The organism is Frigoribacterium sp. CFBP9030 (genome assembly GCF_034045195.1).
In the GTDB taxonomy this organism is placed as follows: domain Bacteria; phylum Actinomycetota; class Actinomycetes; order Actinomycetales; family Microbacteriaceae; genus Frigoribacterium.
This window is the reverse complement of sequence record NZ_JAXCWG010000001.1, coordinates 178,056-198,659: the sequence shown is the minus strand read 5'-3', so window position 1 is coordinate 198,659 and position 20,604 is coordinate 178,056. Positions and strand designations below refer to the sequence as shown.

18 protein-coding genes and 1 riboswitch are annotated in these 20,604 nt (G+C 70.5%); of the genes, 7 read left to right on the top strand and 11 right to left on the bottom strand.

All coding sequences use genetic code 11. The features are described from left to right. Window positions 1-50 precede the first annotated feature (50 nt). The 3 genes from efeU to efeB are packed head-to-tail and all read left to right on the top strand — an operon-like array spanning window position 51 to window position 3,459. A complete protein-coding gene (gene efeU / locus SOM13_RS00900; protein WP_192059737.1) occupies window positions 51-926 on the top strand; it encodes an iron uptake transporter permease EfeU in 876 nt (291 codons plus the stop codon). Next, window positions 923-2,128: an iron uptake system protein EfeO gene (efeO, locus tag SOM13_RS00895; protein ID WP_320478646.1), complete on the top strand. Its 1,206-nt coding sequence runs from the start codon at window positions 923-925 to the stop codon at window positions 2,126-2,128. Before efeU ends, efeO begins: the two co-directional genes overlap by 4 nt. 14 nt (window positions 2,129-2,142) lie before the next feature. Next, entirely contained in the window at window positions 2,143-3,459 is a 1,317-nt protein-coding gene (gene efeB, locus SOM13_RS00890; RefSeq protein ID WP_320476999.1) for an iron uptake transporter deferrochelatase/peroxidase subunit, read from the top strand. Between the two features lie 52 nt (window positions 3,460-3,511). Here efeB and SOM13_RS00885 read toward each other — a convergent pair whose 3' ends face one another. The 6 genes from SOM13_RS00885 to SOM13_RS00860 all read right to left on the bottom strand — a co-directional run bounded on the left by SOM13_RS00885 (window position 3,512) and on the right by SOM13_RS00860 (window position 11,630). Next, on the bottom strand, window positions 3,512-4,027 hold the full coding sequence (locus SOM13_RS00885; RefSeq protein ID WP_320478645.1) for a hypothetical protein: 516 nt from the start codon (window positions 4,025-4,027) through the stop codon (window positions 3,512-3,514). A 147-nt stretch (window positions 4,028-4,174) separates the two neighbouring features. Then, the gene (typA, locus tag SOM13_RS00880) at window positions 4,175-6,085 is read right to left on the bottom strand and encodes a translational GTPase TypA (protein WP_192059729.1); all 1,911 of its coding nucleotides are present in this window, start codon (window positions 6,083-6,085) and stop codon (window positions 4,175-4,177) included. Window positions 6,086-6,226: 141 nt separating this feature from the next. Then, window positions 6,227-7,984, bottom strand: coding sequence for a dipeptide ABC transporter ATP-binding protein (locus SOM13_RS00875; RefSeq protein WP_192059727.1), 1,758 nt, complete (start codon window positions 7,982-7,984; stop codon window positions 6,227-6,229). Beyond that, window positions 7,981-8,937: an ABC transporter permease gene (locus SOM13_RS00870; protein ID WP_192059725.1), complete on the bottom strand. Its 957-nt coding sequence runs from the start codon at window positions 8,935-8,937 to the stop codon at window positions 7,981-7,983. Before SOM13_RS00870 ends, SOM13_RS00875 begins: the two co-directional genes overlap by 4 nt. Beyond that, a complete protein-coding gene (locus SOM13_RS00865; RefSeq protein ID WP_055794476.1) occupies window positions 8,927-9,856 on the bottom strand; it encodes an ABC transporter permease in 930 nt (309 codons plus the stop codon). The genes SOM13_RS00870 and SOM13_RS00865 overlap by 11 nt, the downstream gene beginning before the upstream one ends. A gap of 148 nt (window positions 9,857-10,004) precedes the next feature. Further along, window positions 10,005-11,630, bottom strand: coding sequence for a peptide ABC transporter substrate-binding protein (locus SOM13_RS00860; protein ID WP_192059723.1), 1,626 nt, complete (start codon window positions 11,628-11,630; stop codon window positions 10,005-10,007). 235 nt (window positions 11,631-11,865) lie between these two features. On the opposite strand from SOM13_RS00860, the gene SOM13_RS00855 reads away from it, so the two are divergent. Then, complete coding sequence (locus SOM13_RS00855; protein WP_320478644.1) at window positions 11,866-12,651, top strand: CPBP family intramembrane glutamic endopeptidase; 786 nt, start codon at window positions 11,866-11,868, stop codon at window positions 12,649-12,651. A 55-nt stretch (window positions 12,652-12,706) separates the two neighbouring features. Here the strand turns inward: SOM13_RS00855 and gcvP are convergent, their stop codons facing one another. From gcvP to SOM13_RS00835, 4 genes are all read right to left on the bottom strand, one after another. Then, on the bottom strand, window positions 12,707-15,535 hold the full coding sequence (gcvP, locus tag SOM13_RS00850; RefSeq protein WP_414655504.1) for an aminomethyl-transferring glycine dehydrogenase: 2,829 nt from the start codon (window positions 15,533-15,535) through the stop codon (window positions 12,707-12,709). A 104-nt stretch (window positions 15,536-15,639) separates the two neighbouring features. Beyond that, complete coding sequence (gene gcvH, locus SOM13_RS00845) at window positions 15,640-16,017, bottom strand: glycine cleavage system protein GcvH (RefSeq protein WP_192059716.1); 378 nt, start codon at window positions 16,015-16,017, stop codon at window positions 15,640-15,642. A 61-nt stretch (window positions 16,018-16,078) separates the two neighbouring features. Next, a complete protein-coding gene (gcvT, locus tag SOM13_RS00840; RefSeq protein WP_320478642.1) occupies window positions 16,079-17,293 on the bottom strand; it encodes a glycine cleavage system aminomethyltransferase GcvT in 1,215 nt (404 codons plus the stop codon). Between the two features lie 202 nt (window positions 17,294-17,495). Beyond that, window positions 17,496-17,599: riboswitch (glycine riboswitch) on the bottom strand. Between the two features lie 72 nt (window positions 17,600-17,671). Continuing rightward, the gene (locus tag SOM13_RS00835) at window positions 17,672-18,121 is read right to left on the bottom strand and encodes an SseB family protein (protein ID WP_192059712.1); all 450 of its coding nucleotides are present in this window, start codon (window positions 18,119-18,121) and stop codon (window positions 17,672-17,674) included. 110 nt (window positions 18,122-18,231) lie between these two features. On the opposite strand from SOM13_RS00835, the gene SOM13_RS00830 reads away from it, so the two are divergent. Further along, window positions 18,232-18,654: a hypothetical protein gene (locus SOM13_RS00830; RefSeq protein ID WP_206758085.1), complete on the top strand. Its 423-nt coding sequence runs from the start codon at window positions 18,232-18,234 to the stop codon at window positions 18,652-18,654. On the opposite strand, the gene SOM13_RS00825 is transcribed toward SOM13_RS00830, so the two are convergent. Further along, entirely contained in the window at window positions 18,636-19,529 is an 894-nt protein-coding gene (locus SOM13_RS00825) for a putative protein N(5)-glutamine methyltransferase (RefSeq protein WP_320478641.1), read from the bottom strand. The genes SOM13_RS00830 and SOM13_RS00825 overlap by 19 nt on opposite strands. Window positions 19,530-19,631: 102 nt before the next feature. Between SOM13_RS00825 and SOM13_RS00820 the strand changes: the two genes are divergently transcribed. Together SOM13_RS00820 and SOM13_RS00815 are read left to right on the top strand one after the other, a co-directional pair. After that, the gene (locus SOM13_RS00820; RefSeq protein ID WP_320477006.1) at window positions 19,632-20,114 is read left to right on the top strand and encodes an FBP domain-containing protein; all 483 of its coding nucleotides are present in this window, start codon (window positions 19,632-19,634) and stop codon (window positions 20,112-20,114) included. 61 nt (window positions 20,115-20,175) lie between these two features. Next, window positions 20,176-20,487, top strand: coding sequence for an antibiotic biosynthesis monooxygenase (locus SOM13_RS00815; RefSeq protein ID WP_320478640.1), 312 nt, complete (start codon window positions 20,176-20,178; stop codon window positions 20,485-20,487). Window positions 20,488-20,604: the final 117 nt, after the last annotated feature.

The following is a 20,604-nucleotide window of genomic DNA, read 5'->3' as shown; positions in this document are numbered from 1 at the left end:
CCAGGCGCCGCCGATGCCGCCCGTACGCCGCCGACCCGAAGGTCCCATCAGTGCTCGCCAACTACCTCATCGGACTCCGAGAGGGCCTCGAGGCCTCGCTCGTCGTCGGCATCCTCGTCGCCTACGTCGTCAAGGTCGATCGCCGGGACGTCCTCCCCCGGCTGTGGCTCGGCGTCACGGCCGCCGTCGTGCTGTCGCTCGGCGTCGGCGCCGTCCTCACCTTCGGCGCCTACGGCCTGACCTTCCAGGCGCAGGAGATCATCGGCGGCGGGCTCTCGCTCGTCGCCGTCGGCTTCGTCACCTGGATGGTCTTCTGGATGGCCCGCACGGCGCGGAGCATGAAGCACGAGCTGCAGTCGGGTCTCGACCGGGCGCTCGAGGGCGGCGCCTGGGCGATCGTCGCACTCGGCTTCCTGTCGGTCGGTCGCGAGGGCATCGAGACGGCCCTCTTCGTCTGGGCCGCGGTGCAGTCGACCGGCGGGGGGCCCGTGCCCCTGCTCGGCGCCCTGCTCGGGATCCTCAGCGCGGTCGCGATCGGCGTCGCCATCCACCGCGGTGTGATGACCATCGACCTCCGGCGGTTCTTCACCGTGACCGGGTACTTCCTGGTGGTGGTCGCGGCCGGGGTGCTCGCCTACGGGATCGGAGACCTGCAAGAGGCCGGCGTGCTGCCGGGCCGCACCTCCACGGCGTTCGACGTCAGTTCGGCCGTGCCGCCGACGAGCCCCCAGGGCGTGCTGCTGCAGGGTCTCGTGAACTTCACCCCGACCCCGAGCTGGCTGCAGCTCGGCGGCTGGCTCGTCTACCTCGCCGTCGTCGTCCCGCTCGTCGCACGCGCCACGAGGAGGCGCGGGCCGACCCGTCCCGCCGCCTCCGGATCCGAGTCCACCACTCTCACCCCCCGCACCGCAGGAGCCCACGAATGACCGCTCGCCCCGCCCGCCTCGTCCACCCCCTCGGCGTCGCTTCCGGCCTCGCCGTGGTCGTGCTGGCCCTCACCGGCTGCGTCGCGAACACGCCGGCCGGCTCGTCCGCGGCCACCGCCGTGACCGTCGACGGGTCCGACGACGGCTGCGTGCTGTCGACGACCTCGGTGCCGAGCGGCCCCGTCACGTTCACGATGACGAACACGGGAAGCGACAACAGCGAGTTCGAGCTGCTCGCCGACGACGGCCTGCGGATCATCAGCGAGAAGGAGAACATCGGGCCGGGGACATCCGGCTCGATGACCGTGTCGGTGCCCGCGGGCGACTACTACACCGCGTGCGTCCCGGGCCTCGTCGGCGAGGGCGTCCGCGCGACGTTCACCGTCACCGACTCGGGCAGCGCCGTCGAGCCGACCGGCTCGGAGAAGGAGCGCATCGACGCGGCGGCCGCCGCCTACGTCGGCTACGTGAAGGACCAGACCGGGCAGCTCGTCGCGGCGACGGACGAGTTCCTGGCCGCGTACACCTCCGGTGACGACGACCGGGCGCGCGCTCTCTACCCGACCGCCCGGGCGCACTACGAGCGCATCGAGCCGGTCGCCGAGTCGTTCGGCGACCTGGACCCGAAGATCGACTTCCGAGAGGCCGACGTCGAGCCCGGCACCGAGTGGACCGGCTGGCACCGCATCGAGAAGGACCTCTGGCAGCCGTCGGCCGACGCGAACGGCGGCGCGGCGTACGTCGCCCTGACACCCGCCGAGCGCCAGCGGTTCGCCGACCTGCTGACCGGCGACACCGCCGACCTCTACGACGAGGTGACGGCCGACGACTTCTCGGTCGGCATCGACACGATCGCGAACGGGGCGGTCGGCCTGATGGACGAGGTCGCCACCGGCAAGATCACCGGCGAGGAGGAGATCTGGTCGCACACCGACCTCTACGACTTCCAGGGCAACCTCGAGGGGGCCCGTGTCGCCTTCGACGGCGTCCGCGACATCGTCGACGAGGAGGACCCGGAGCTCGCGACCTCGATCGACGACGAGATGACCTCGGTCGAGACCCTGCTCGCCGGCTACGGGAGCCTCGACTCGGGCTACCCGGCCTACACCGAGCTGACCGACGCCGACAAGAAGAAGCTGTCGGACGCCGTCAACGCGCTCAGCGAGCCGCTCAGCCGGCTGACCGCGGCCCTGGTCTCCTGACGGTGGCCCGCAGCGTGGGCGGGACTGACGGCGCCCGAGAGACGGGCGGCGCCGCCGAGCGACCGGGGCTGTCGCGACGGGGCCTGCTCGGACTCGTCGGCACGGGCGTCGGCGCCGGCGTGCTCGGTCTCGGCGTCGGGATCGGAGCCGACCGCGCGGTCGTCGCGCACACCGCGGGCGGCTCGGGCGCGGCGGCGACGTACCCGTTCTTCGGACCGCATCAGTCGGGCGTCACCACCGCCGCGCAGGACCGCCTGCACTTCGCGGCGTTCGACGTCTCGGACGGCACCACGCGCGCCGAGCTGGTCGAGCTGCTGAAGGACTGGAGCTACGCCGCGTCGAGACTGACCGCCGGGTTGGACGTGAGTCCGACGGGGGCGACGGGCGGGTCGCTCGCCGCGCCTCCTGACGACACCGGCGAGGCCCTCGGCCTGCCCGCGGCCGGGCTCACCGTGACCATCGGCTTCGGCCCGACGCTCTTCACCACCGCCACGGGCGTCGACCGCTTCGGGCTGGCCTCGCGACGCCCTGCCGCGCTGATCGACCTGCCGCACTTCTCGGGCGATCAGCTGATCGAGGCGGCCAGCGGCGGCGACCTCTGCGTGCAGGCGTGCAGCGACGACCCCCAGGTGGCCGTGCACGCGATCCGCAACCTGTCGCGGATCGCCTTCGGCCGCGCCTCCCTCCGCTGGTCGCAGCTCGGCTTCGGCCGCACCTCGTCGACGACCCGCGGGCAGACCACTCCGCGCAACCTGTTCGGCTTCAAGGACGGCACCGCGAACGTCAAGGCCGAGGACACCGGGGCCGTCGCCGACGGCGTCTGGGCGACCGAGGGCGACGGCGCCGCCTGGATGGCGGGCGGGTCGTACCTCGTCGCCCGGAAGATCCGGATGACGATCGAGACCTGGGACCGCGCCTCCCTCGCCGAGCAGCAGACCGTCGTCGGCCGTGACAAGGGCGAGGGGGCCCCGCTGTCGGGCGGATCGGAGTTCACCGCACCCGACTTCGCCGCCGCGGCCTCGACCGGCGGGCCGGCCATCGCGCCCGACTCGCACGTCGCGCTCGCCCACCCGCAGAACAACGACGGGGCCACCCTGCTGCGGCGCGGCTACAACTTCGTCGACGGCAACGACGAGCTCGGACGCCTCGACGCGGGGCTGTTCTTCATCTGCTTCAACCGCGACAGCCGGAGGCAGTTCGTGCCGATCCAGCAGTCGCTCGCCCGCAGCGATCGCATGAACGAGTACGTCAAGCACGTCGGCTCGGCGATCTTCGCGGTGCCGCCGGGCGCGTCGGAGAACGGCTGGGTCGGCGAGACGCTCTTCGCCTGACGACGCCGGGTCGGGGCGGCCGGCGCGGCGCGGACGCCCGCGAGTGCGGAGGTCAGACGGGGGTGACGACGTAGGTCGCCGTCGAGACCCCGTCGGTGTCGGTCGACACGGTGAGCACGACGCGGTACGCCGGGCCCGTGAATGTGCCGAAGCCGCTGTCCGCGTCGGAGTCCACCCCGCTGGCCGTGTAGCCGGCCTGCTCGAGCTGCTGCTGCGCGACGGTGAAGCGGTCGGCGCCCGAGACGGTGATCTGAGCCACCCAGCCGGACCCCTCGGGCCCGGCGCCGCCCCCACGCACGGTGCCCTCGACGAGCGGGACCTCGGCGGGGAACGACTCGGGGAGCGTGCCGTCCGTCGTGATGCCGGCTCCGCCGAGCGCCTCGCCCGCGGCGTCTTCGACGGCCTGCTGCACGGTGCCGGTGAGGCCCTCGACGCTGCTGTCGATCGCGCCGCCGACGATGTTGTCGATCGGCGAGCCCGAACCGCACGCGGTGAGGCCGGCGCCGAGACCGACGACGAGGGTCAGAGCGGCGACGGGGCGGATGAGGGACTTCGAACGGATCGGCACCCGGAGAGGGTAGCGGCCGTCTCTGGACGTGGGCGTGGAACGTGCGGGGCACGCAGCGAGGGGCGGCGAAGCGCAGCGGGGTGGATACGCGAGAGGCGGCCCGCACTGCTGCGGGCCGCCTCTCGGTCTGGCGGTGATTCGGTGGTGCTACGCGTTCTGCTTCTTGAGACGAGCGGTGCTGCGCTGGCGAGCCGACGCGTCGAGCTCGACCTTGCGGATGCGGATGGCGTCGGGGGTGACCTCGACGCACTCGTCGTCACCGGCGAACTCGAGCGACTCCTCGAGCGAGAGGACGCGCGAGGGCGTCATCGACTCGAAGTTGTCGGCCGTCGACTGACGCATGTTGGTCAGCTTCTTCTCTTTGGTGATGTTGACGTCCATGTCGTCGGCGCGCGAGTTCTCGCCCACGACCATGCCCTCGTAGACCTCTTCGGTCGGCTGCACGAAGAAGGTCATGCGCTCTTGCAGGTTCTGGATCGCGAACGGCGTGACGACACCCGAGCGGTCGGCGATGATCGAGCCGTTGGTACGGGTCGAGATCTCGCCGGCCCAGGGGCCGTAGCCGTGGCTGATGCCGTTGGCGATGCCGGTGCCGCGCGTGTCGGTGAGGAACTGCGTACGGAAGCCGATCAGGCCACGCGACGGGACGATGAACTCCATGCGGACCCAGCCCGAACCGTGGTTCGCCATGTTCTCCATGCGGCCCTTGCGGGCGGCCATCAGCTGGGTGATCGCACCGAGGTACTCGTCGGGCACGTCGACGGTCATGTGCTCGAACGGCTCCTGGAGCTTGCCGTTCTCGTCGCGACGGGTGACCACCTGCGGCTTGCCGACGGTGAGCTCGAAGCCCTCGCGTCGCATCTGCTCGACGAGGATGGCGAGTGCGAGCTCTCCTCGACCCTGGACCTCCCACGCGTCGGGGCGTCCGATGTCGACGACCTTGAGGCTGACGTTACCGATCAGCTCTCGGTCGAGACGGTCTTTGACCATGCGCGCGGTCAGCTTGTGACCCTTGACCTTGCCGATCAGCGGCGACGTGTTCGTGCCGATGGTCATCGAGATCGCGGGGTCGTCGACCGTGATGGTCGGCAGCGGCCGGACGTCGTCGGGGTCGGAGAGGGTCTCGCCGATGGTGATGGTGTCGAAGCCGGCGACGGCGACGATGTCGCCGGGGCCCGCGGACTCGGCGGGGTAGCGCTGCAGGGCCTTGGTGATGAGCAGCTCGGTGATGCGGGCGTTGACCGTGGTGCCGTCTTGCTTGACCCAGGCGACGGTCTGGCCCTTCTTCAGGGTGCCGTGGAACACGCGGAGGAGCGCGAGACGACCGAGGAACGGCGACGCGTCGAGGTTGGTCACGTGCGCCTGCAGGGGGTGCTCGTCGTCGTAGGTCGGCGCCGGCACGTGCGTGAGGATGGCGTCGAACAGCGGCTCGAGGTCGGCGTTGTCGGGCAGCGAGCCGTCGGCCGGCTTGTTGATCGACGCTGCGCCGTTACGACCCGAGGCGTAGACCACGGGCACGTTGAGGATCGCGTCGAGGTCGAGGTCTTCGACCTCTTCGCTCAGGTCGCTGGCGAGACCGAGGAGGAGGTCCTGCGACTCGGCCACGACCTCGTCGATGCGGGCGTCGGGGCGGTCGGTCTTGTTGACCAGCAGGATGACGGGGAGCTTGGCCGCGAGGGCCTTGCGGAGCACGAAGCGGGTCTGGGGCAGGGGCCCCTCGGACGCGTCGACGAGCAGCACGACGCCGTCGACCATCGAGAGGCCGCGCTCGACCTCACCGCCGAAGTCGGCGTGGCCGGGGGTGTCGATCACGTTGATGGTGATCGGGCCGTCGGCCGCGTGAGCACCGTTGTAGAGCACCGCGGTGTTCTTCGCGAGGATCGTGATGCCCTTCTCGCGCTCGAGCTCGTTCGAGTCCATCATTCGGTCTTCGGTGTCGAAGTGGGCGTCGAACGAGTTGGTCTGCTTGAGCATGGCGTCGACGAGAGTCGTCTTGCCGTGGTCGACGTGGGCCACGATCGCCACGTTGCGCAGGTCGCTGCGGATGGCAGTCGCCATGGATGAATTCCTTACGAGAAGCGGAGGGGGAGGTGCACGGGACAGAGCCCGGCGACGACAGTCTACGGCACGTGGTAAAGGGCCCCTCCCCCGCCCCTGTCGGAACGGTGGAGAGGCCCCTGACGAGGAGGCGCGGGTCGACTACCGGCCGAACTCGAAGTTCGCGCCGGGGATCGCCTCGAGCAGCTCGCGGGTGTACTGCTGCGCCGGGTTCGCGAAGATCTCGTCGGTGGTGCCGGCCTCGACGATGCGTCCCTTCTGCATGACGCAGACGTTGTCCGCGATGAGGCGGACCACGGCCAGGTCGTGCGTGATGAAGAGGTAGGTGAGCCCCAGCTCCGTCTGCAGGTCGGTGAGCAGGTCGAGCACCTGGCCCTGCACCAGCACGTCGAGCGCGGAGACGGCCTCGTCGAGCACGATCACGTCGGGCTTGAGCGCGAGCGCCCGGGCGACGGCGATGCGCTGACGCTGACCGCCCGAGAGCTCGCCCGGGTAGCGGTTGACCATCGAGACGGGCAGCGACACCTGGTCGAGCAGCTCGTGCACACGCTGCTGGCGGCTCTTGCGGTCGCCGATGCCGTGGGTGACGAGCGGTTCGGCGATCGTGTTGCCGACGCTGTACATCGGGTCGAGCGAGCCGTAGGGGTCTTGGAAGACGGGCTGCACCCGACGACGGAAGTCGAAGAGCTCCTTGCCCTTCAGAGCCCCGACGCTCTTCCCGTCGATGGCGACGGTGCCCGAGGTGATGGACTCGAGCTGGAGGACCAGCTTGGCCACGGTGGACTTGCCCGAGCCGGACTCGCCCACCAGCGCCATCGTCGTGCCGCGCGGGATCGAGAACGAGACGTCGTCGACGGCCCGCAGCTCGGTCGTCTTGAAGCCGCCCTGACGGATCTTGTACAGCTTGGTGAGGTTCTCGACCTGGATGTACGACGCGTTCCGCTTGCCGAGCTCTTCGCGCTGGTGCGCGCGCTTCATCAGCTCGGCGTCGTCGGCGCCCTCGTCGGAGATCTCGACGTCGTTGGTGTGCGTCGGCGCGATGCTCGACTGGATGCGCTGGCTGGCGAGGCTCGGAGCCGCGGCCACGAGACGCTGCGTGTACGGGTGCTGCGGGTTCGCCAGGATCTCCTTCGACGGCCCCGACTCGACGACCTGGCCCTTGTACATGACGACGAGCTTCTCGGCGCGCTCGGCCGCGAGACCGAGGTCGTGCGTGATGAAGAGCACCGAGGTGCCGTAGTCGCGCGTCAGGGTCTCGAGGTGGTCGAGGATCCGCCGCTGCACGGTGACGTCGAGCGCGGACGTCGGCTCGTCGGCGATCAGCAGCTTCGGGCGCGACGAGAGGCCGATCCCGATCAGCACACGCTGGCGCATGCCGCCCGAGAACTGGTGAGGGAACTGCTTCAGACGCTGGTCGGCGTCGCCGAGCCCCGCCTCCTTCAGCACCTCGATCGCGCGATCGCGCACCGCCTGCTTGCCGGTGGCCACGCCGTTGGCGCGGATGGCCTCCTCGACCTGGAAGCCGATGCTCCAGACCGGGTTGAGGTTCGACATCGGGTCCTGTGGCACGTAGCCGATGTCGCGACCGCGGATGGCCTGCATCTCGGCGGGCGTCGCCTTCGTGAGGTCCTTGCCCTCGAAGAGGATCTGCCCACCGGTGACCTCGCCGGCGCCCGGCAGCAGGTCGATGATCGACGTGGCCGTGGTCGACTTGCCCGAGCCGGACTCGCCGACGATCGCGAGACGTTCGCCCGGCATCATCGTGAAGTCCACGCCGCGGACGGCGTCGACGTAGCCCGACTGGGTCTTGAACCCGATCTTCAGGCCCTTGATCTCAAGCAGAGGGGTCGCCGAGGAGGCGGTGCTCGCCGACTCGGGACGGGTGGAGGTGGAGGTCATCGACGGGCCCTCGCCTTCGGGTCGAGGGCGTCGCGCACGACGTCGCCCATCATGAGGAACGACAGCACGGTCACCGAGAGGGCGGCCGCCGGCCAGATCAGGGGCATCGGGGCGACCCGCAGGGAGGCGCGGGCGGCGTTGATGTCGTTGCCCCACGACATCACGGTGCCGGGCAGGCCGATGCCGAGGAACGACAGGGTGGCCTCGGCGACGATGAACGTGCCGAGCGAGACCGTCGCCACGACGATCACGGGAGTGATCGCGTTGGGGATGACGTGACGCACCAGGATGCGGAAGCGCGAGACGCCGAGCGCGGCCGAGGCCATGACGTAGTCGCTGCTCTTGGCGCCGAGCACCGAGCCGCGCATGATGCGGGCGATCTGCGGCCAGGCGAAGAGCGACAGCACGAGGGCGACCGTCAGCGGGGTGCGCGAGGGCAGGACCGACATGAGCACGATGGCGCCGAGCACGGTGGGGATGGCGAAGAAGATGTCGCCGAGTCGCGAGACGAGCGCGTCGAGCCAGCCGCCGTAGTAGCCGGCGAGCGATCCGATGACGATGCCCACGAGGGTCACGAGGACCGTGGCCAGCAGGCCCACGGTCAACGAGGCCCGGGTCCCGTAGACGACACGGGCGTAGACGTCGAGCCCCTGCAGCGTGAAGCCCATCGGGTGCCCGGACTCGGCCGGTCCGTTGCTGTCGGGGAGGCTGGCGCCGGAGGTCGGCGAGGTGCTCGTGAAGAGCTGCGGGAACAGCGCCACGACGATCACGAACAGGATCAGCACCGCGGAGATCCAGAACAGGGGGCGCGTCTTCATGGCGTCCCACGCGTCGTTCCAGCTGGAGCGGGGCTTCTCGGTCTCGTCGACGGCGTCGACGGCCTTCAGCGGGGTCTCGTCGAGCGGGGCGACGTAGTGGTCGGGCGACAGGCCCGGTGTCGTGTTACTTGGCATAGCGGATCCTCGGGTCGAGAACGGCGTAGAGCAGGTCGACGAGCAGGTTGGCCAGCATGAAGATGATGACCATCACCGCGACGAACGACACGACGGTCGGCCCCTCGCCGAGCTGGATGGCCCGGTAGACGGTGCCACCGACGCCCTGGATGTTGAAGATTCCCTCGGTGACGATCGCACCGACCATCAGCGATCCGATGTCGACGCCGAGGTAGGTGATGACGGGCACGAGCGAGTTGCGGAGGATGTGCACCCCGACGACCCGTCGACGGGTGAGGCCCTTCGCCGTCGCCGTGCGCACGAAGTCTGCGCTCATGTTCTCGGCGACGGAGGCGCGGGTGAGTCGGACGATGTACGCGAACGACACCGAGGCGAGCACGATCGCGGGCAGCACCAGCTCGCTCCACGGAGCCTGCGAGCTGACGGTGGTCCGGAAGAGGGCCAGCTGGATGCCGAAGACGTACTGCAGGACGAAACCGATGACGAACGTCGGCACGGAGATGAGCAGCAGCGAGACCACGAGGGCGCTGTTGTCGAAGATCTTGCCCTTGCGGAGGCCGGCGTAGAGGCCGACGACGATCCCGGCGATCGATTCGAACAGGAGAGCGAGCATGGCGAGACGGAACGTGATCGGGAACGCCCGGACGAGCTCGTCGATGACGGGGCGACCGGAGAACGTCGTGCCCAGGTCACCCGTGAACAGACCGCCGATGTAGAGCAGGTACTGCACGATGAACGGCTTGTCGAGGTTGTACTGCGCCCGGATGGCCTCGATGACGGCGGGACTCGGCTGCTTCTCGCCGAACAGGGCGGCGATCGGGTCGCCCGGGAGGGCGAACACCATGAAGTAGATGAGGAAGGTCGCCCCGAAGAAGACGGGAATCAGCTGGAGGAGGCGCCGGCCGGTGTACCAGAGCATCAGGCCGCCTCGATTTTCTGCGCGTGCATGGATGTCGCAATCATGGAGAGAGAGTGGTGGACGCCCACCGAGGGGCCCGGAGCAGGATAACCCGCCCGGACCCCTCGGCAGTTCTGAACGAGGCCGGAGCCTCTATCGGATGCGTTCCTTACTGCTTGGTGACCTCGTAGAACAGCGGGACGGAGTTCCAGCCGAACTGGACGTTCTCGACCGTGTCGGCCCACACGCCGGTCACGTTCGAGTACCACAGCGGGATGACGGGGAGGTCGGTGAGCAGGACCTCCTGCGCCTCCTGGAACTTCGCGTTGGCGTCGTCGACGGAGGTCGAGGCGGCGCCCTCGCTCAGGAGACCGTCGAACTCGTCGCTCGTGTAACGGCCGTAGTTCGAACCGGCACCGGTCTGGTACAGCGGCGCGAGGAAGTTGAACAGCGACGGGTAGTCGGCCTGCCATCCGGAACGGAAGGCGCCGGTCATGGCGTCGTTGTCCTCCTGGTCGAGGAGCTCGGCGAACGTGGGCTTCGGCTCTCCGGCCGCCTTGATGCCCAGCGTGTCGGCGATGCTGTTCGTCGCGGCGTCGACCCAGTTCTGGTGTCCGCCGTCGGAGTTGTAGGCGATGGTGAAGGTGGTGTCGCCGTAGGGGGCGATCTCTTCGGCCTGAGCCCAGAGCTCCTTGGCGCGGTCGGCGTCGTAGTCGAGCACGTCCGAGCCGTCGAGGTCTTCGGAGTAGCCGTCGATGACGGGCGACGTGAAGTCCTTGGCGGGGGTGCGGGTGCCCTGGAAGATGACGTCGGTGATGTCGCCGCGGTTGATCGCGAGCGAGATCGCCGCACGACGCAGCTTGCCCTCTTCGGTCGTGCCGTCGAAGTGCTCGAGGTACTGCGGGATGGTGATCGACTGGAAGATCGCGGCCGGCTGGTTCGCGAAGCGCTCCGGGAAGTCGCTCTCGTACGAGGCGAACTGGGTGTCCGGCACCTGGTCGAGGATGTCGAGGTTGCCCGAGAGCACGTCGGAGTACGCGGCGTCCTGCGTCGTGTAGAACGTGATGGTGAGGCCGCCGTTGACGGGCGTGCGCGGACCGTCGTAGTCCTCGTTGGTGACGAGCTTGATGTCCTGGTTGTGGGTCCAGGCGTCGGCGCTCTCGAGCTTGTAGGGGCCGTTGCCGACGGGGCTCTCGCCGAAGGCGTCGACGTCGTCGTAGAACGACTCGGGCAGCGGCGAGAACGCCGAGTAGCCGAGACGCAGGGGCCAGTCGGCCTCGGGGGCGTTCAGCATGACCGTGAACTCGGTGTCGCTGACGACCTCGAGCGAGAGGTCGCTGTCGGCCTCGGCGTCGTAGCCCTCGATGTTGTCGAAGAAGTACGAGGCGCTCTGCGCGTTGCTGATCTGCGCGGCCCAGTTCCAGGCCTTCGTGAAGGACTCGGAGGTGACGGGGGTGCCGTCGGTGAAGGTCTGCCCCTCCTTGAGCTTGACGGTCCAGAGCTGGTTGTCGTCGGACTCGATGGACTCGGCGACGTCCATCTCGGTGGCGCCCTCGGCGTCGTACGAGACGAGGCCGGCGAAGATCGAGTCGATGATCTTCCCGCCACCGGTCTCGGTGGTGTTCGACGGGACCAGCGGGTTCTGCGGCTCGCTGCCGTTCGTGGTGATGATGGCGTCGGCGTTGCCCGAGGGAGCGGCGTCGCCCGAGTCACCGCCGTTCGAGCAGCCGGTGAGGACGAGTGCTGCCGCCCCCACGACGGCGACGGACCCGAGGCCCATGCGCGTCTTCTTCAATGTTCCTCCTGATGCAAGAAAGGACGCAGCACGACTCCCCATGAGTCGTGCCACGTTGGATGAAGACGACCCTAGGCACCTCTTTCAGGCTTCTCCAAACCTCAGGGCGAACGGTTACACGACGGAAACCAATTCGATGGATCGTTGCGCCGACGCACAGATCGTTGCGTCAAGCCCCTCATCTGCGCAGGTTTCCGTTGCGAGAAATCAGACACGTGGCAGGTATTATCCGGCCATGCCTCTCGAACCGGCGGTCGACCTGCCCAGCCGCTCGCGCCTCCGGGTCGAGATCGCGATCGTGCTCGGGCTGTCGCTCGGTGCCTCCGCCGTGTACTCGCTCGTGTCGATCGTCAACCGCCTCACCCAGCCCACGACCCTGTCGCAGCAGACCGCGACCCTCAACTCGTCGCTCAGCGATCGCGCCGTGTTCGACCTCGTCTACCAGGTGCTCGCCGTGGTCGTCGACCTCGTGCCCGTCGCGCTGGTCGCCTACCTGCTCTGGCAGGGCCGCCGCCCTCACCTGGCGCGCCTCGGCGTCGACTTCTCGCGCAGCGGACGCGATGTGCTCGGCGGCCTGGGGCTCGCCCTCGCGATCGGGATCCCCGGCATCGGCCTGTACCTGGTCGGCAAGGCTCTCGACCTGACGGTGACGGTCGTGCCCACGGACTTCGGCGAGCACTGGTGGACCGTCCCGGTGCTGGTGCTCTCCGCGCTCCGGGCGGGACTCACGGAGGAGGTCATCGTCGTGGCCTACCTCTTCGCGCGCCTGACCGATCTCCGCTGGCGCCCGTGGACGATCATCGTCGCGGCCGCCCTGCTGCGCGGCACGTACCACCTCTATCAGGGGTTCGGCGCGTTCGTCGGCAACGTGGTGATGGGCCTGGTGTTCGGATGGCTGTACGCCCGGTTCGGGCGCATCCTGCCGCTCGTGGTGGCACACGTCGTGATGGACTCGGCGGTCTTCATCGGCTACCCGTGGGCGGCGGCGACGTTCCCCGCGTTCTTCGGACTTCCCTCCTGACGGCCGACGCCCGGGTCCGAGCGGCGAGCTCGGACCCGGGCGCAGGTCGGTCGGATCAGGCGAAGGCCTCGACCGGCGGGCAGGCGCAGAACAGGTTGCGATCGCCCCACGCCTGGTCGATGCGCCGGACCGGCGGCCAGTACTTCGCGCGCTTGAGCGAGTCGACCGGGTAGACGGCCTCGTCGCGGCCGTAACCGGCCGTCCACTCGCCCGAGATGACGGACTCGGCCGTGTGGGGGGCGGCCCGCAGCGGGCTGTCCTCGACGGCGTGCCGACCCGACGAGATCTCGTCGGCCTCGTGCTTGATCGCGATCATGGCGTCGACGAACCGGTCGATCTCGGCGAGGTCCTCGCTCTCGGTGGGTTCGACCATCAGCGTGCCCGCCACGGGGAACGACATCGTCGGCGAGTGGAACCCGTAGTCGACGAGTCGCTTGGCGACGTCGTCGACGGTCACGCCGGTCGCGTCGCGGAGCGGGCGGAGGTCGAGGATGCACTCGTGCGCGACGAGCCCGCCCTCACCCGAGTACAGCACCGGGTAGTGCTCACGCAGTCGCACGGCGACGTAGTTCGCCGCGAGCACCGCCGCGCCGGTGGCCTGCACGAGCCCCTCGTCGCCCATCATGCGGATGTAGGCCCAGCTGATCGGCAGGATGCTCGGCGAACCGTACGGGGCGCTCGACACCGGGACGCCGGCATGGGCCGGTCGCTCCCCCGGGGCCGCCGCGGCCGCCCCGGTGCGTCGGTCGGCCTGCTGCGCCATCGGGTGGCCGGGCAGGAACGGCGCGAGGTGCGCCTTGGCCGCGACCGGTCCGACACCGGGCCCGCCGCCGCCGTGCGGGATGCAGAACGTCTTGTGCAGGTTCAGGTGCGAGACGTCGCCGCCGAACTCGCCGAACTTGGCGAACCCGAGCAGGGCGTTGAGGTTCGCGCCGTCGACGTAGACCTGGCCGCCCGCCTCGTGGACGGCGTCGGTGATGTCGCGGATGTCGTGCTCGTACACGCCGTGGGTCGACGGGTAGGTGATCATCAGCGCCGCGAGATCGTCGGCGTGGGCCGCGACCTGCTTCCGCAGATCGTCGAGGTCGACGTTGCCCCGGTCGTCGCAGGCGACGACGACGACCCTCATGCCGGCGAGCACCGCACTCGCCGCGTTGGTGCCGTGGGCGCTCTGCGGGATGAGGCACACCGTGCGCGCGGCGTCGCCGTTCGCGAGGTGGTACCCGCGGATCGCCAGCAGACCCGCGAGCTCGCCCTGGCTGCCCGCGTTGGGCTGCAGCGACACCGTGTCGTAACCGGTCAGATCGGCCAGCCAACCCTCGAGCTGACCGACGAGGTCGAGGTAGCCCTCGACGTCCTCCGCCGGCGCGAACGGGTGCACCGAGGCGAACTCGGGCCAGGTCACGGCCGCCATCTCGGTGGCCGCGTTGAGCTTCATGGTGCAGCTGCCGAGCGGGATCATTCCGCGGTCGAGGGCGTAGTCCTTGTCGGCGAGGTGCTTGAGGTACCGCATCATGCTGGTCTCGCTGCGGTGGGTGCGGAAGACCGGGTGGGTGAGGTAGTCGCTCGTCCGCAGCAGCGCCTCCGGGAGTCCGGACGGGCCGTCGCCGCCCTTTCCCGGAGGCATCTCGACGCCCAGCACCTCGGCGACCGCGACGACGTCGTCGCGCGTGGTCGTCTCGTCGAACGACAGCCTGATGCAGTCGGCGTCGACCGAGTGCACGAGGTAGCCGCGCTCGCGGGCCGCGGCCACGAGCTCGGCGGACCGGCCCGGCACGAAGACCTGCAGCGTGTCGAAGAACGTGTCGTTCTCGAGCTCGAGGTCGGAGGCGGCGATGGCCTCGGCGAGGTCGGCCGCGTGAGCGTGCACCCGCGACGCGATGTGCCGCAGCCCCCAGGGGCCGTGGTAGACGGCGTACATCGAGGCCATCACGGCCAGCAGCACCTGGGCGGTGCAGATGTTCGACGTGGCCTTCTCGCGACGGATGTGCTGCTCTCGGGTCTGCAGGCTCAGCCGGTAGGCCGGCCGCCCGTCGACGTCTTGCGACACCCCGACCAGGCGCCCGGGCAGCTGCCTCTCGAGACCGGTGCGGACCGCCATGTAGCCCGCGTGCGGACCACCGAAGCCCATGGGCACGCCGAAGCGCTGACTCGTCCCGACGGCGACGTCGGCCCCGAACTCGCCGGGAGGGGTGAGGAGGGTGAGCGCGAGCAGATCGGCCGCGACGACGACGAGACCGCCGTGGGCGTGACTGGCCTCGCTGATCGCCGCGAGGTCGTGGACGGCGCCGGTCGCCGCGGGGTACTGCACGAACAGCCCGAACGACTCGGGCACCTCGGCCGCATCGGCGCCCGTCAGATCGAGCTCGACCAGCTCGATGCCGACGGCCGCGGCACGACCGGCGAGCAGCGCCTTGGTCTGCGGGAACGCGTCGGCATCGACGACGAACACGTCGCTCTTCGCCTTCGAGGCGCGGCGGGCGAGCAGCATGCCCTCGACCACGGCCGTGCCCTCGTCGAGCATGGAGGCGTTGGCGGTGGTCAGACCGGTGAGCTCGGAGACCATCGTCTGGAAGTTGATCAGCGCCTCGAGCCGCCCCTGCGAGATCTCGGGCTGGTAGGGCGTGTAGGCCGTGTACCAGCTCGGGTTCTCGAGGACGTTGCGCTGGATCACCGCGGGTGTGACGGTGTCGTAGTAACCGAGCCCCAGGAGCGTGCGGGAGGGGCGGTTGCGGTCGGCGAGTCGTCTCAGCTCGGCCAGCGCCTCCGTCTCGCCCACCGGTGCGGGCAGCGTGCCGCCCGCGTCGGCCGACGTGTGGATGCTGTCGGGAACAGCGGCCCGGACGAGCGATTCGACGCTGTCGTGCCCGACGACGGCGAGCATCGCGGCCTGATCGGACGGCGTCGTGCCGATGTGGCGGTCGACGAATCCGCCGGCCGCACGACCGGCCCAGTCTCCGAACACCGACCCGGAGGTCGTCCCGCCGGTCATTCGGCCGTGAGGGCGACGTACTCGTCGCGCGAGAGGAGGCCGACGCGGTCGGTCGACGCCAGGGTGATCTTGATGAGCCAGCCGTCGCCGAACGGGTCGCTGTTGACCAGATCGGGGCTGTCGACGACGGCGTCGTTGATCTCGAGCACCGTGCCGAGCGCGGGGGCGAAGAGCTCGCCCACGGACTTCGTCGACTCGATCTCGCCGACGACGGTGCCGGACTCGACCTCGGTGCCCGCGGACGGCAGGTCGACGTAGACGACGTCGCCGAGCTTCTCGGCCGCGTAGTCGGTGATGCCCACGGTGGCGGTGTCGCCGTCGATGAGCAGCCATTCGTGCTCGGCGGTGTAGTGCAGCGAGGTGAGGTCGGTCATGCCGAGGCCTTTCGAGAGGGGGTGAGGTGCGGGGCGCGCGGGCAGTCGGCCCGCGGGAGGGTCAGGAGCGCTTGTAGAAGGGCAGGGGCACGACGGTCGCCGGGATCGGCGTCCCCCGCACGTCGACGGCGAGGGCCGGGCCGCGGTCGACCACGTCGGGGTCGACGAAGGCCATGGCGACGGGGTGGCCCAGGGTCGGCGAGAGCGCGCCGCTCGTGATCTCGCCCACGACGGTGCCGTCGTCGGTGACCACGGGGTAGCCCGCTCGGGCCGCTCGACGACCCGGCAGGGTCAGACCCACCAGCACACGGGCGCCGGGCGCCGGGTCGACACCGGAGCGGCCGACGAAGTCCTTCGAGGTGTCGACCACGCGGCCGAGACCCGCCTGGGCGGGGCGCACGTCGCGACCGAGCTCGTGGCCGTAGAGCGGCATGCCCGCCTCGAGTCGCAGCGTGTCGCGGCTGGCGAGACCGGCGGGGACGACGCCCCGGGGTGCTCCCGCCTCGGCGAGCGCCGTCCAGAGGTCGGCGGCGGACTCGGGCGCGAGGTACAGCTCGAAGCCGTCTTCGCCGGTGTAGCCGGTGCGGGCGATCAGGACGGGGGCGTCGTCGAAGGTGCCCTGCAGCACCCGGTAGTACCGGAGCGTCGAGAGCGGCGCGTCGGGCTGGAGACGGTCGCCGCTGATGAGCGCGTCGAGGACGCCCTCCGCCTCGGGACCCTGGATCGCGACGAGAGCGGTGTCGTCGCTCTCGTCGTCGACCGTGACGTCGAAGCCGGAGGCGCGGGTCGCGAGAGCGCCGAACGCGGCCTCCCGGTTGCCCGCGTTGGCCACGACGAGGTAGTCGTGCTCATCGAGCCGGTAGACGACGAGATCGTCGACGATCCCGCCGTCGTCGGCGAGGAGCAGCGAGTACTTCGCCCGACCGACGGCGATCGTCGAGAGGGTGCCCGCCAGCGCCTGGTCGAGGAACACGCCGGCGTCGGGTCCGACCACGGCGATCTCGGCCATGTGCGAGAGGTCGAAGAGACCCGCCGCGGTGCGGACGGCGTGGTGCTCGGCGAGATCCGAGCTGTAGCGCACGGGCATCTGCCACCCGGCGAAGTCGGTGAACGAGGCGCCCGCGGCGACGTGGATCTCGTGGAGCGGGCTGAAGCGCTCGTCGTCGACGTCGGCCGGGTCGGCGTCGACGAGGTCGGCGTCCGCCAGCTCGGCATCGACGAGGTCGGCGTCGGTGGGGCCCGGGGCGGCGGGCAGGTTCGAGGCTGCGTCGGACATCTGACTCCTGAGGACGGCCCGGCCTCGAGCTGTCTCGACCGGGAGCATGCCGTGCAGCGCCTGCACGACGGGGGTGGGCCCCGCCCGACCGGAGTCGTGCGGGGCTCCCCCTCTGTCATGGGCCTGAGAGCTTCGCCGACGCGGGTCGACTTTCACCGTGGGCGAGGAGTCGCCGAGAGGCGCTCCTGCTTTTCAGAGTGGCCAGTCCGTCGCGGTACGCGTACCTGAGAGATTGGCGGGGAGCTTGCTCCTTCGGTGCCCGGTCGGCGCATGTGATGCGCACCGGAGCTCTCCCGCGACGTGTTCGTGGCCCGATGTTCGGTTGTGGCGCTCAGCCTACAGCCGGCGTGTGACGAGCAGGTTTCGGGGTCGAGACGCTCAGGCGCCGGCGGGCCGATCGGTCGCCGCGGTCTCGTCGGCCTGGTGCGCGGCCACGAGCTCGCGGACGTCGTCGGCGAGCTGCGCGACGCCCTCGGGCAGCATCTCGAAGCCCTCGGGGTTGCCGGGGTTCACGACCAGTCCCGTCTGCGGCGGGATGGCCTGGACGAGCTCGGCGGCGTGGATCGTCGCGGAGTGCGCCGCCACCTCTCTCACCTGGTCGCCGATCATGTCGGCGTGCGTGAAGGCGGCGAGCATGGGCGTGCCCTCGCGATCGAAGAGCACGGGCTGCAGCTCGTTCAACGACTCCTCCGCCTGGACGGCGGTGGGGACGACGATCTCGGCGTTCACGAACTCGGCGAGCACGGAGTTCATGTCGCCCTCGCCCGCCTGGCCCTTGGCGATGGCCTGCTCGAGTGCGGTCGGTTCACGGTTCTCTGAAGCGGTCATCGGTCCACCTTGCCCGAAAAACCTCCGTAACGACTCCGTGACGGTATCCTGACCCTCGAAGCCTGCCACCGTGGCGGCCCGTCATCCCTCGAGGAGCCCTCGTGCCCCGTATGGCCGCCCCCCTGCTCGTCAGCAGCATCGCTCTCGTCCTCGCCCTCGCCGGGTGCGCCACTCCGACGTCCGAGCCCGGCGCCGCCGAGACCTCCGGGCTCGCCACGACGGGGGCCGACGCGTCGAGCACGCCGATCCCGACGACCACTCCCCCCGCCCCGGCCACGGCGCCGACGCGAGAGGCCCCGCCGGCCTGGGACGCCTGCGTCGACGCCGTCGCGGCCGAGTACCCCGACGTCCCCTTCCTCGACGACGTGTGGAGCTACGAGGACGACGACGTCCGCGACTCGGCCACCGGCGCGGTCGTCGAGGTGCGCTACGGCCACACCGCCGACGGGCGCATCGAGGCCGCCTTCAGCTGCGAGGTGTCGGGCACCCCGGAGTCCCCCGTCGTCGAGGGCGTCTACCCGGTCGACATCTGACCCGCTGACGGCATCGTCCGACCGCCGGCGGCATCCGACTGCGGTCGCACCCCCACGACGACCGTCGTCTCGTGCTCGACGTCGTACTCGCTGTGCGCGTCGAGACCGCCTGCGGTCAGGAGGTCCACGGCGGCGGCGGCCTGAGCCGCGCTCGTCTCGATCAGCAGCGACCCCGCGGGGCGGAGCCAGACCCGCGCCTCCTGGGCGATCCGACGGTGCAGATCGAGACCGTCGTGTCCGCCGTCGAGTGCGGTGACCCGCTCGTGGAGGCGCGCCTCGGGCGGCAGGGTCGGGAGCGCTCCGGTCGGCACGTACGGCGCATTGGCCGTCAGGACGTCGACGGCACCTCGGAGCCGGGCGGGCACGGCGTCGAAGAGATCGCCGACGACCACGTCGCAGCCCGGCGGGAGGTTCGCGCGGGCGCATCCGACGGCCACTGAATCGAGGTCGGACGCGACGAGCGAGAGACCGGGATGGTCGCGCAGGAGGACGGCGGCCACGGCCCCCACCCCGCAGCAGAGGTCGAGCGCGACGGCCGGTCGCCCCCGGGGCACCAGGGCCGACGCCCGGCGGGCCAGCGCGGTCGTCCGCCGGCGGGGCACGAAGACACCGGGCGCGACGGCGAGCCGCAGGCCATCGAACTCGGCCCAGCCGACGACCTGTTCGAGGGGTTCGCCGGCGACGCGTCGGCGCACGAGCCCCTCGAGGGTGCCGGGTTCGACCGGGCGGGCTCGGTCGGCGGGGTCGACGGGGTCGACAGGGTCGGCAGGGTCGGCGGCCGCCTCGGTCAGCAGCGCCGCCTCCTCCTCGGCGAAGACGCAGCCGGCGTCCCGGAGGCGCGCCACCAGCAGGCGCATCGCCTCGGCCTCGGTCATGGCCCCAGGCTACGACCGTGCGACCGCGGGGCCCGTGTCACGGCGGTGTCGGGGGCGCCGCGTAGGGTGGCGGGACCGAGGCACCCAGGCACTGAGGAGACCATGAAGCCGCTGACCGAGTCCGACATCCGCGAGTCGTTCGTCAACGCCCAGCCCGGCGACCTGGACCGCCTGCCGATCCCGGGGCTGCACGAGATGCTGTGGTCCGAACGGGAGTTCCTGGGGTGGCGCGACCCGCAGGCCCATCACCGCGGCTACATCGTCCACTGGATGGCCGACCGCCCCGTCGGGCTCGTCGTCCGTTCGTCGACCTCGTCGCTGCGCCCCGGCATCGCCGCGATGTGCTCGCTCTGCCACTCGCCGCAGCCGGCGACGCAGGTGCGGCTCTTCACCGCACCGAAGGCCGGCGAGGCGGGCCTGAACGGCAGCACGCTCGGCACCTACATCTGCGAGGACCTCGCCTGCTCGCTGCTCATCCGCGTCGCACCGCCGCACCTGAACCCGCCCGAGCAGATCGAGCGTCGCGCCGCCGGGCTGAGCGACCGCGTGCAGGGCTTCACCGCCACCGTGATGAAGACCGCCTGAGGCGGCGCCTCCGGCCGTCCCGCCCTCATCCCCGACCCATCCCCCACGAAAGCGAGCAGTCATGTCCGTCGTCAAGATCAACGCCATCCACGTCCCCGAGGGGTCCGGCTCCGAGCTCGAGTCGCGTTTCGCCGCGCGCAAGCACTCGGTCGACCGCGCCGAGGGCTTCGAGGGCTTCCAGCTGCTGCGCCCGGTCAAGGGCGACGACCGCTACTTCGTCGTGACCACCTGGCGCAGCGAAGACGACTTCCTGGCCTGGGCGGCGAACGGCGCCAAGGCCGCGCACGCTCGCCCCGAGGGGTCGGGCGACGCCCCGCGGGGTCCCGTCGCGACCGGTGCCGACCTGCTCGAGTTCGAGGTCGTCGAGCTGTAAGGGAGTTGGGCGACACCGGTGTCGGCACCGGGCGAGCCGGACGTCGGCACGACCGTCGACGCCCGCCTCGGCCTCGTCCCCGGATGGCCTGTCTCGACGTCGAACCACCGGTGTCGC

Coding starts and splice junctions, on each gene's coding strand:
- efeO (WP_320478646.1), top strand. CDS start 923: ATGACCGCTCGCCCCGCCCGCCTCGTCCACCCCCTCGGCGTCGCTTCC.
- gcvP (WP_414655504.1), bottom strand. CDS start 15,535: ATGCTCGCCGTCGTCGGGCACGACAGCGTCGAATCGCTCGTCCGGGCC.
- SOM13_RS00835 (WP_192059712.1), bottom strand. CDS start 18,121: ATGACCGCTTCAGAGAACCGTGAACCGACCGCACTCGAGCAGGCCATC.
- SOM13_RS00830 (WP_206758085.1), top strand. CDS start 18,232: ATGGCCGCCCCCCTGCTCGTCAGCAGCATCGCTCTCGTCCTCGCCCTC.
- SOM13_RS00820 (WP_320477006.1), top strand. CDS start 19,632: ATGAAGCCGCTGACCGAGTCCGACATCCGCGAGTCGTTCGTCAACGCC.
- gcvH (WP_192059716.1), bottom strand. CDS start 16,017: ATGACCGACCTCACCTCGCTGCACTACACCGCCGAGCACGAATGGCTG.
- SOM13_RS00855 (WP_320478644.1), top strand. CDS start 11,866: ATGCCTCTCGAACCGGCGGTCGACCTGCCCAGCCGCTCGCGCCTCCGG.
- typA (WP_192059729.1), bottom strand. CDS start 6,085: ATGGCGACTGCCATCCGCAGCGACCTGCGCAACGTGGCGATCGTGGCC.
- SOM13_RS00825 (WP_320478641.1), bottom strand. CDS start 19,529: ATGACCGAGGCCGAGGCGATGCGCCTGCTGGTGGCGCGCCTCCGGGAC.
- SOM13_RS00865 (WP_055794476.1), bottom strand. CDS start 9,856: ATGCTCTGGTACACCGGCCGGCGCCTCCTCCAGCTGATTCCCGTCTTC.
- SOM13_RS00875 (WP_192059727.1), bottom strand. CDS start 7,984: ATGACCTCCACCTCCACCCGTCCCGAGTCGGCGAGCACCGCCTCCTCG.
- SOM13_RS00870 (WP_192059725.1), bottom strand. CDS start 8,937: ATGCCAAGTAACACGACACCGGGCCTGTCGCCCGACCACTACGTCGCC.
- SOM13_RS00815 (WP_320478640.1), top strand. CDS start 20,176: ATGTCCGTCGTCAAGATCAACGCCATCCACGTCCCCGAGGGGTCCGGC.
- gcvT (WP_320478642.1), bottom strand. CDS start 17,293: ATGTCCGACGCAGCCTCGAACCTGCCCGCCGCCCCGGGCCCCACCGAC.